This window comes from Micromonospora gifhornensis (assembly GCF_016863515.1).
Lineage (GTDB): Bacteria > Actinomycetota > Actinomycetes > Mycobacteriales > Micromonosporaceae > Micromonospora > Micromonospora gifhornensis.
In genome coordinates this window covers 98,337-107,470 of the sequence record NZ_BOPA01000035.1, presented here as the reverse complement: position 1 = coordinate 107,470, position 9,134 = coordinate 98,337, and the positions used below count along the sequence as shown (strand labels likewise).

6 protein-coding genes and 1 pseudogene are annotated in these 9,134 nt (G+C 71.7%); 4 read left to right on the top strand and 3 right to left on the bottom strand.

Annotation, left to right across the window (positions count from 1 at the left end; translation table 11 throughout):
- Positions 1-3,885, top strand: a 3,885-nt coding sequence (locus Vgi01_RS23655) for an FtsK/SpoIIIE domain-containing protein (RefSeq protein ID WP_204292423.1), incomplete at its 5' end; no start/stop codon positions are given.
- 94 nt (positions 3,886-3,979) lie between these two features.
- Here the strand turns inward: Vgi01_RS23655 and Vgi01_RS31625 are convergent.
- The 3 genes and pseudogenes from Vgi01_RS31625 to Vgi01_RS23645 form a co-directional block, all read right to left on the bottom strand.
- A pseudogene (locus Vgi01_RS31625) lies at positions 3,980-4,185 on the bottom strand (IS982 family transposase); the annotation flags it as partial.
- A 54-nt stretch (positions 4,186-4,239) separates the two neighbouring features.
- On the bottom strand, positions 4,240-4,911 hold the full coding sequence (locus tag Vgi01_RS23650; RefSeq protein WP_102658387.1) for a hypothetical protein: 672 nt from the start codon (positions 4,909-4,911) through the stop codon (positions 4,240-4,242).
- Positions 4,908-5,207, bottom strand: a complete 300-nt coding sequence (locus tag Vgi01_RS23645; RefSeq protein WP_088988841.1) for a hypothetical protein — start codon at positions 5,205-5,207, stop codon at positions 4,908-4,910. Before Vgi01_RS23645 ends, Vgi01_RS23650 begins: the two co-directional genes overlap by 4 nt.
- A 201-nt stretch (positions 5,208-5,408) precedes the next feature.
- On the opposite strand from Vgi01_RS23645, the gene Vgi01_RS23640 reads away from it, so the two are divergent.
- From Vgi01_RS23640 to Vgi01_RS23630, 3 genes are read left to right on the top strand one after another with little or no spacing between them, the layout of a single operon-like run.
- Positions 5,409-7,268 carry a hypothetical protein gene (locus Vgi01_RS23640; protein WP_102658388.1) on the top strand — a complete coding sequence of 620 codons (1,860 nt, stop codon included), beginning with the start codon at positions 5,409-5,411 and terminating at the stop codon, positions 7,266-7,268.
- Positions 7,268-7,798 carry a type VII secretion system-associated protein gene (locus tag Vgi01_RS23635; protein ID WP_102658389.1) on the top strand — a complete coding sequence of 177 codons (531 nt, stop codon included), beginning with the start codon at positions 7,268-7,270 and terminating at the stop codon, positions 7,796-7,798. The genes Vgi01_RS23640 and Vgi01_RS23635 overlap by 1 nt, the downstream gene beginning before the upstream one ends.
- A 1-nt stretch (position 7,799) precedes the next feature.
- Positions 7,800-9,116 carry a LysM peptidoglycan-binding domain-containing protein gene (locus Vgi01_RS23630; RefSeq protein ID WP_204292422.1) on the top strand — a complete coding sequence of 439 codons (1,317 nt, stop codon included), beginning with the start codon at positions 7,800-7,802 and terminating at the stop codon, positions 9,114-9,116.
- Positions 9,117-9,134: the final 18 nt, after the last annotated feature.

The following is a 9,134-nucleotide window of genomic DNA, read 5'->3' as shown; positions in this document are numbered from 1 at the left end:
CCCCCCGGCGGACAACTCGCCGTCGGCTCGTCCCTGCTGGAACTCCGCGTTCCGGTCCGGGCCGAGGCCGCGCTGCAGATCTCCGAGGACCGCACCGGCCTGGACTACAACCGCCCGCCCCGGTTGCTGCCGGAGGCCCGCACCACCCAGTTCACACTGCCGTCGCCGCCGTCGCCACCGGAACGGCGACCGCTCGTGCTGATCACCGTGCTGGCCCCGCTGGTGGTCTCCGGAGCCGCGTACCTCATCACCGGCAACCCGCTGACCCTGCTCTTCGCCATCCTGTCGCCGGTGGCGTTGATCGCCGGTCAGATCAGCTCCCGACGCCTGGGCAAGGCCAGCCACCGCACCCGGCTCGCCGAGTACGAGGCTAAACGGACGCGGATCAGCGCCGAGGCGCAGGCGGCGCTGACCGCCGAGCGGCTGGCCCGACGGGACAACTTCCCCGACCCCGCCGCCGTACGGCTGATCGCCGTCGGGCCGCAGCGTCGCCTGTGGGAACGACGCCGTACCGACCCCGACTTCCTCGAACTGCGGGCTGGCAGCGCCGATCTGCCGTCGGAGGTGGTGCTGCGGGATCCGAGCCAGGACGAGCACCGGCGGGAGGTCCGGTGGAGCGCGCTCGATGTGCCGGCGACCGTTTCGGTGCGCAAGCACGGTGTGGTCGGCATCGCCGGTAGCGGTGCCGCCCGGGTGACGGCCCGGTGGATGGTCGCGCAGGCGGCCACCCTGCACAGCCCGGAAGACCTGCAGATCTACCTGCTGGCCGGGGCGGGAGACGAGGAGGGCTGGTCCTGGGTCGGTTGGCTGCCGCATGTGCTGCCGCGTGACGGCCAGGACACCGTCGCCACCGTCGGTACCGACACCCAGACCGTGGCCCGGCGGGTGGCCGAACTGAGTGCCGTGATCGCGGCTCGCGCCGCCGAGCGGACCGACGGGTCGTTCCGCGACGTCCTCGTGGTGCTCGACGGGGCACGCCGGCTGCGTTCCCTGCCCGGGGTGACGCAGATCCTGCGGGAAGGACCTGCGGTCGGGGTGTACGCGATCTGCGTCGACGCCGAGGAGAAGCTGCTGCCGGAGGAGTGTCAGGCCGTCGTCGCCGAGCAGGCCGACGGGTCGCTGCTGGTGACCCGGACGCTCGCCGCCCCGATCCCCGGGGTGCACCCGGACCTGCTCTCGATGCAGTGGCTGCGGACGGTGGCCCGCGCGCTCGCGCCGCTGCGCGACACCGGCGGTGCGGACGACGGCGCGGCCCTGCCGGACGCGAGTCGGCTGCTCGACGTCCTCGGCATGGAACCGCCGGAGCCGGACGCGGTCGCGGCCAGATGGGCCACCGGGGGTCGCACGACCGAGGCGGTTCTCGGGGTCTCGTTGGACGGGCCGTTCGCGCTGGACCTCAAGCGGGACGGTCCGCACGCGCTGGTGGCCGGCACCACCGGTTCCGGCAAGTCGGAGCTGTTGCAGACCCTGGTCGCCTCGCTCGCCGTCGCCAACCGGCCGGATGCGATGACGTTCGTGTTGGTGGACTACAAGGGTGGCAGCGCGTTCAAGGACTGTGTCCGGCTGCCGCACACCGTCGGCATGGTCACCGACCTCGACACCCACCTGGTGGGCCGGGCGTTGACCTCGCTCACGGCCGAGCTGAAGCGGCGGGAGCACATCCTCGCCGAGGCGGGCGCGAAGGACATCGACGACTACGTCGACCTGCTGCGCCGCGAGCCGACCCGCACCTCGATGCCCCGACTGTTGATCGTGATCGACGAGTTCGCGTCGATGATCCGTGACCTGCCGGACTTCGTGACCGGTCTGGTGAACATCGCGCAGCGGGGCCGGTCACTCGGTATCCATCTGGTGCTGGCCACCCAACGACCGGGCGGGGTGGTGTCACCGGAGATCCGGGCGAACACCAACCTGCGGATCGCGCTGCGGGTGACCGACACCAGCGAGAGCCAGGACGTGCTGAACGCCCCCGACGCCGCCTCGATCCTGAAGTCGACGCCGGGGCGGGCCTTTGTACGCCTCGCCCAGTCGTCGCTGGTGCCGTTCCAGGCCGGGCGGGTCGGCGGCTTCCGCCCGGGAACGCGCACCGAGGCACGGCAGGAGCCCTGGCTCACGCGGGTCTCCTGGAAGGACCTGGGTCGGCCCAGGCCCAGCCGTCCGGGTGTGAAGGCCGCGCCATCGGCCGAACTCACCGACCTCGCCGTGTTGGTGGAGGCCGTCCGGGGTGCCAGTGAGCAACTCGCCATCGAGCCGCCGCACAGCCCGTGGCTGCCAGCGCTACCGGACACGCTGACCGTCGAGGCTCTTCCCGCGCCGCGCGGCAGCGGCTACCACCTGCCCCCGGTGGCGTACGGCCTGGTCGACCTGCCGGCGCAGCAGGAGCAGGTGCCGTTGGAGCTGGACCTGGGGACGCTGGGGCATCTGCACGTCATCGGCTCGTCGCGCAGCGGCCGGTCGCAGGCGTTGCGGACGATCGCCGGCACCGTGGCCCGCGCCCACTCGACCGCCGACGTGCACCTCTACGGTGTCGACTGCGGCAACGGGGCCCTGCTCGCCCTCACCGAGCTGCCGCACTGCGGCGCGGTGGTGCAGCGCACCGAGGCCGAACGCCTCGGTCGCCTCTTCACCCGCCTCGTCGCGGAGCTGGGACGCCGTCAGCAGTTGCTCGCCGCCACCGGCTCCGCCGGGCTTGTCGAGTACCGGGCCGGCGTTGCCGCAGCCGACCGTCCGCCGCACATCCTGGTGCTGCTCGACCGGTTCGAGGTCTTCGACAAGACGTTCGCCGACTACGACAACGGCACCGTCATGGCGGCTCTGCTGACCCTGTTGCGCGAAGGCGCCGGGGCCGGAATCCATGTGGTGATGGCCGGTGACCGGAGCATGTTCACCACTCGGATCTCGTCGACGACGGACGACAAACTGGTGCTGCGACTGGCCGAACGCAGCGACTACAGCATGGTCGGCATCAACTACCGGCAGCTGCCGGACGAGATCGGCACGGGCCGGGCGATCCGGGCGGTCGACAGTGCGGAGGCACAGATCGCGCTGCTCACCCGGGACAGCTCCGGCCAGGGGCAGGCCCGCGCGCTCGCCGCGATCGCCGAGGCCGCGCGGCTGCGCGACGCCGAGATCGGCGACGCTGCCCGCCCGTTCCGGATCGACGTGCTGCCCGACGAGCTGACCCTGGCGCAGGCGAGCGTCCTGCCACGGCCCGACGGCCCGCTCTGGACGATGGTGGGGGTCGGCGGGGACGAGCTGTCGGCCATCGGCCCGGACCTCGAGACCAACCCCTCGTTCATCCTGGCCGGGCCGCCCCGATCCGGGCGGAGCACGGCCCTGCTGACGATGGTCGCCGGTCTGCTGGAGAAGGGGACCCCCGTGGTGATCGCGGCACCCCGCCGGTCGCCGCTGCGGGAACTGGCCGGGGTGCCCGGGGTGCTCGACCTGGTGACGAGCGAGAACTTCACCTCCGCCGGGCTCGCGGCGGCCCTCGACGGACGTACCGGACCCGCCGTGGTCGTGCTGGACGACGCCGAGCAGCTGCTCAAGTGCGACGCCGGCAGTGACCTCGGGGACATCGCCCGGGTCGGCACGGAGAAGGGACTCGCTCTGATCATGGCGGGCTCGATCGACGGCCTCTCCAGCGGCTTCGGCGGCTGGCACGTCGACGCCCGCCGCAACCGGCAGGGCGCGCTGCTCAGCCCGCAGGGCCTCGGCGACGGCGAGCTGATCGGCGTGAAGCTGTCCCGCAGCCAGCTCGGCGGCGGGCGGCCGGGCCGGGTGCACGCCCACTTCGGCGACGGCAAGCTGCACCTGCTGCAGGTGCCCCGCACCGAACCGGACGTGCTGCGGAAGCTGCTGACCGGGACCGGCGACGCCCGCTAGGCACCACCGCGACGACGGAGTCCGGCTCCCCTTCGGGGCCGGACTCGACAGCGCTCAGACCCCACCGGGTACGAAACGACGTTGGGGGACACCCCCATGGAAACGCCCCGGATAGGTGTCGGGGCACGAACCGCAGCCAGCGGGCCTCGGACCGTACCCCCAGCAACACCTGCGCCACGCCCCAGCGTCAACAGCTCGGCATCGGTCAACTTCGGCGGCCGTCCGACGCGGGCAGGCCGCCCGAGCCAGTCATCGATCTTCACGTACAGTGCGGTGAAGGGTGTTGAGGTCTGTCGTCACAAACGAATCATCAACACCCTTCACTGCACCCGCAGCCCCGCCCTGAGTTAGGACTTACTCGTCTAGCTGCCGACCTCCCCCGGGGGAGGCCGCCGGCGGCGTGAGCGCGGAAGCCTCCCCCTCATACGAGAAGGTCAATGTCGCGGTGATCGTGGCGAAGAGCTCGAAGATCTCCTCCGCCTCCGCGAGATTCGGGCTCGAACCGGTGACCACCAGCGCGTTCGTTGCCCCCGGCAGCGGTACGACCGTGTGCATCACGGCGCAGCGCATGGTGACGCCGTCCTGGCTGACGTTCTGGATGCCGTGCACCCGACCGACGGTGCCGATCGCGGGGATCTGGGCGGTGCTCACCCGACGCCAGGTGCCGTCGGCGTGGGCGGGCTGCGCCACCGCGGTCAACGCCCCGATGATGTCCCCGGTCGCGGGCGGGGTGACCACGGAGACGAGCACCGTGGCGATGAGCGCGCCGTCCTCGTACACCTGGAACGTGCCGGCGGCGTGCACCGCGCCGGCGTTGCGGGCCTGCCGCACCGACCGGCGCAGCTGCTCGGCGTACTGTCCCGCCTGCTCCTCGGTGAACCCACCATCGCGGGCCCGGGTCCACACGTCGTCGGCGACGCGGTTCTCGCTCGCCTCGTCGGCGACCGAGAAGTCGACCCAGTCGTGCGGCGTACGCAGCTCGAATCCGGTCGGGACAGCTACCGCCGTGCCTCCTGCGCTGGTCAACTCGTCGCTCCGTCCGACTCGAGTGAGGCCGCCGTCTGGTCGTCGGTCTCCCGGAACGCGTCGGCCACCGCCTTCGCGGCGTCGCGGACCCCTTCGAGGTCCTTGGCCACGACGTACCGGCCGTCGCCCCAGCGCTTCTCGAACTCGCGGGCGGCCCCTTCCAACTCACGCTGCCCCAGCGTGTCGACGACCGGCCCCATCGACCTGATCGGTGAGCTGTCCATCAGCTCCTTGGTGCGCTGCAACAGGTCGTGCACCCGCATCAGCTCCGTGCCGGGTACGTCGATCACGCTCATCGCGCCACCCCGGCGTCGAGCCTGCTCTGCTTGCCCATCCCCGCTCTCCTCCCCGATCCGGTCAATGACTCCGCGCCGTACACGGACGACCGGTCGGATCGGTTCAGTCCGGCTGAACCGTTTCCACGATCGCTACGTGTGCGAGTCGGCTCACGGCATTGGCCGGAGCGGGGTGCGGTCGGTGCGATGGGGAGGTTGGTCATGACGCGTCCGGGAGACGCCGAGTGGTCGGTGTTGCAGGTGGACTCCGACCCGGTACCCGGTGATCCGGAGTCCTTCGACGAGATCACGCGGGCCTACCAGGAGCTGTCCACCACCACGCGGGAGGCGCACGACCTGCTCGCCTCCGGTGGCCAGGTCCAGCTTGGTCAGGGCAAGGCGATGGAGGCGTTCCGTGACCTGATCGGCAAGCTGCCCGGGCGGCTGGATCGGATGGCGAACTCCTACGCCGCGGCGGCCGACGCGTACGTGCGGTACCTGCCGTCGCTGGAGGAGGCGCAGGCGATGTCGCTGCGGGCCCTCGATCAGGCCCGACAAGCGTCCGGCGACCAGGCCGCCGCGCAGGCAGCGGTCGTCTCGGCTCAGGCGGCGATCACCGCGTTGGGCGGCGATCCGGCGGCGGACCAGGCCGCCAAGGACAAGGCCAGTGACGACGACGCCGCCGCACAGAACCGCGCGGCCGACGCCCAGCAGGCGCTCGACCAGGCGAAGGCGCTGCTGGGCCAGGCGACGGCGTTACGTGATCAGGCTGCCCGGACGGCGGCGCAGACGTTGCGGGGGTTGGCGAAGGACGCGCCGCAGCGCTCGCTCTGGGAGAAGATCGTCGAGGCGTTCCAGGCGTTCATCGACTTCCTCCGCAGCACCGTCATCCAGTGGATCACCTTGATCCTGGACGCGCTGTCGGTGATCGCCTCGTTCATCTTCCCACCGCTGGGCCAGGCGATCGGCTTCCTCTCCGGTGCGATCGACCTCGCGGCGGCGGCGCTCACCGGTGATCCCGCCGCGATCGGGTTGGCCGCCGGAGGTCTGCTGCTCGGTCTGGTGCCGGGCGGGCGGCTCGTCAGTCGCATCGTCAAGATCGCTGGCAGTGCTGGCAACAAGCTGCCGGGCAGCGTCTCGGAGGGGATCAAGAACAGCATCAAGGGGCTCGGCGGCACGCCGGGCAGTACCCGGAGCGTGGGCAAGGCTCCCACGCCGGGGGCGGGGATCGACACCGCCGTCACCAGTGTCGGCCTCGGCAAGACCATCAAGGGCGTGTTCACGTCGATCGGCAACAAGATCAATGACATGCGCTTCGCGCACGACCTCAGGATCTCCAAGGAGAGGCGCGCCGCCGACCCCAGCCTCCTGGCCGGGATGACCGACAAGGGCCGCCTGAAGACGTTCCGTCCCGCGGACGTCCAGTCCGTGCCCCTGCGCGACAGCGAGGGCAAGCAGATCGGCGTCATCTTCCCCAGCAGGTCGACCGACGCCGAGAACTTCACCGACTGGGGAGCGCAGAAGGCCAACCTCGCCACCGGTAAGAACCTGGGCGGTTCGATGGACATCGGGGGTGCGAAGGCCATCCGACAGCTGCCCGGCAGTGAGCCCACCCTCGCCGGCAACCAGTTCCTGCCGGCTCCGTGGAGCAACCTGAGGAGCGACCCGATGTTCATCTTCGCCCACGGCAGCCCGGACACCGCCGCGGTGACCCTGTCCAGCGGCAAGGTGGTGCACGTCACCGGCGCCAGCATGGCCAAGATCCTCAGCAACGACCCGAACTTCAGGGCGCTCGCCGAGGCCAACCCGAAGGCCGCGATCGCCATGATCTCCTGCAACTTCGCCAACATCAAGGGTGAAGCCGGGCAGCAGTTCGCGGACGTCATGCGCGACCTCGGTAACCGGCGGCAGATCTTCGCAGCGAACAACACCGTGCACGTGACCCGGGGCATTGATGAAATCGGCCTGCTCACCAATCCCGGCGAGACCATCGCGACCCTGGCCGTGGAGAGCACGGACGACCCGAAGGACGGCAAGGGCGAATTCCGAAAGATCACACCGACGCCGAGGGGAAGGTCCTGATGAACGAGCACGACGAGACCGACGTGCAGCGCAACTGGATGCTGCTGCTGGACAGCGACGACGAGCAGCCGACCGAGGCTCCTCCGGTGGAGACGATCGTCGGCGGCTGGCTGGTCGAGGACGACGGGACCATCGGACGGTTCGAGGCGAACCCGCTGTACCAGCCGCGCAACGCCGACTCACCCACCAGCGCCGTGGACGCGGCGGCGAAGCTGGTCGCCACCGACCGGGCCGACGTCGGCCTGGTGCTGCGGACGCTGCGGGACAGCCTGGTGGCGGTGGCGCTCGACGAGGCGGGCGAGGCGGCCGTGACGTCCGCCCCGGACGGGGTGGCCTGCGTGGTGGTCGCCTCCGGCGCCCTCGACCAGGCGCGCGTCGACGCGCCACAGTGGCGGCAGGTCGGTCTGACCGAGCTGCTGGGGCTGCTTCCGGACGGGCTCGACGTGCTGGTCAACCCGGGCGGGCCACGGGCCATGCGCCTGCAGGCGAGCGCCCTGCGCGACTCGGTCGACGCCGACGGAGCCGAGTGAGATGTCCCTGACCAGGGCGTACGCCGGACTGGTGCTGGCGGTGGTGACCGCGTTCCTGCTGGCGACCCCGACCGGGGCGGACGCCGTAGAACCGTCGGTGCCGTACTGGGTGGTACCCGGGCAACCGGGCGCGGAGAGCGAGTTGACGCTGCCCGGGGTCGCCGACCGGGTGCTCGGCGACAGCCGGCGCTGGCCGGAGATCTTCGAGCTGAACCAGGGGCGTACCCAGCCGGACGGCGGCACACTGACGGATCCGGCGCAGCCGATCCGCGCCGGCTGGGTCTTCGTCCTCCCCGAGGGCGCGACCTCCGGTGAGATCCGCGTCGGTCCGCCGCCGTCGGCCACGCCGGACCTGGGCCAGCAACCGGAAGCTCCGCCGGTCGACCAACCGGAGCAAGGACCGGCAGCGGCGCCCCCGGCTCCTCCGGACGGCGGCGGTGGAACCTTCGGGCTCCGACCGGTCGCGGTGACGCTGCTGGGCATCGGCGCGGTGGTGCTGGCGGTCGTCGTACCGGTGCTGATTCGGTTGGTTCGACGCCGCCGCGCGGCCGAGCCGCCGCGACCCGCGCCGGGCTCACGGCAGGCGTTGGACCGCGCCCTGCGGCAGATCGCCGCACCGGCGTCCCAGCCCCCGGTGTACGCGGCGATGGTCGGTGCGGACCGGGTGTCGCTCCGGCTGGCGCCGGCGTTGCCGGACCCGCCGCCCCCGTGGCGGGCACGGCAGCAGGGTGCGATCTGGGAAGCGCCGAGTTGGGACCTCGACCAGCAGGTGACCGCTGATGGCGGCGGGCTGCCGATGCTCGCCACCGTCGGCACCGTCGGCGGTGAGCTGACAGTCGTCAACCTGGGACGAGCGCCCGGAATCGTCGCGCTCACCGGGGAGCCGACAGCCGCGTACCGCCTGGCGGGCGCGTTCCTCGACGAGATCAGCCGCTACGCCGCGACGTCGGTGACGATCAGCGTCGTCGGCCCACCACCTCCGCCCTGGCCGGTCCCGGAACGGGTTCGGGTCGTCGTCGACCTGCGTTCCGTCCTGATGTTGCCCGGCGACGACGCCCAGGACGCACACGGGTCCTCGGCGCTTCGCGACCACCTGGTGGTGGTCACCGCCCCGCTTCCGCCCGAGGAGTTGGAACGCCTCGGCGCGCTGGCGGCGGCCTCCGACGGCACGGCGGCCGTGGTGGTCGTCGGCGACGCGCCGAACACCGTCTGGCGGTTCGACATCGACGCCAACGGGGCCCTCGACGTCGGGGTGCTCGGCCTGCACCTCGACCGTCCCAAGCCGCACGGTCGGCTCATCCCGGTCCTCGGCCGCTGATCCTCCTGCCCGAACCTC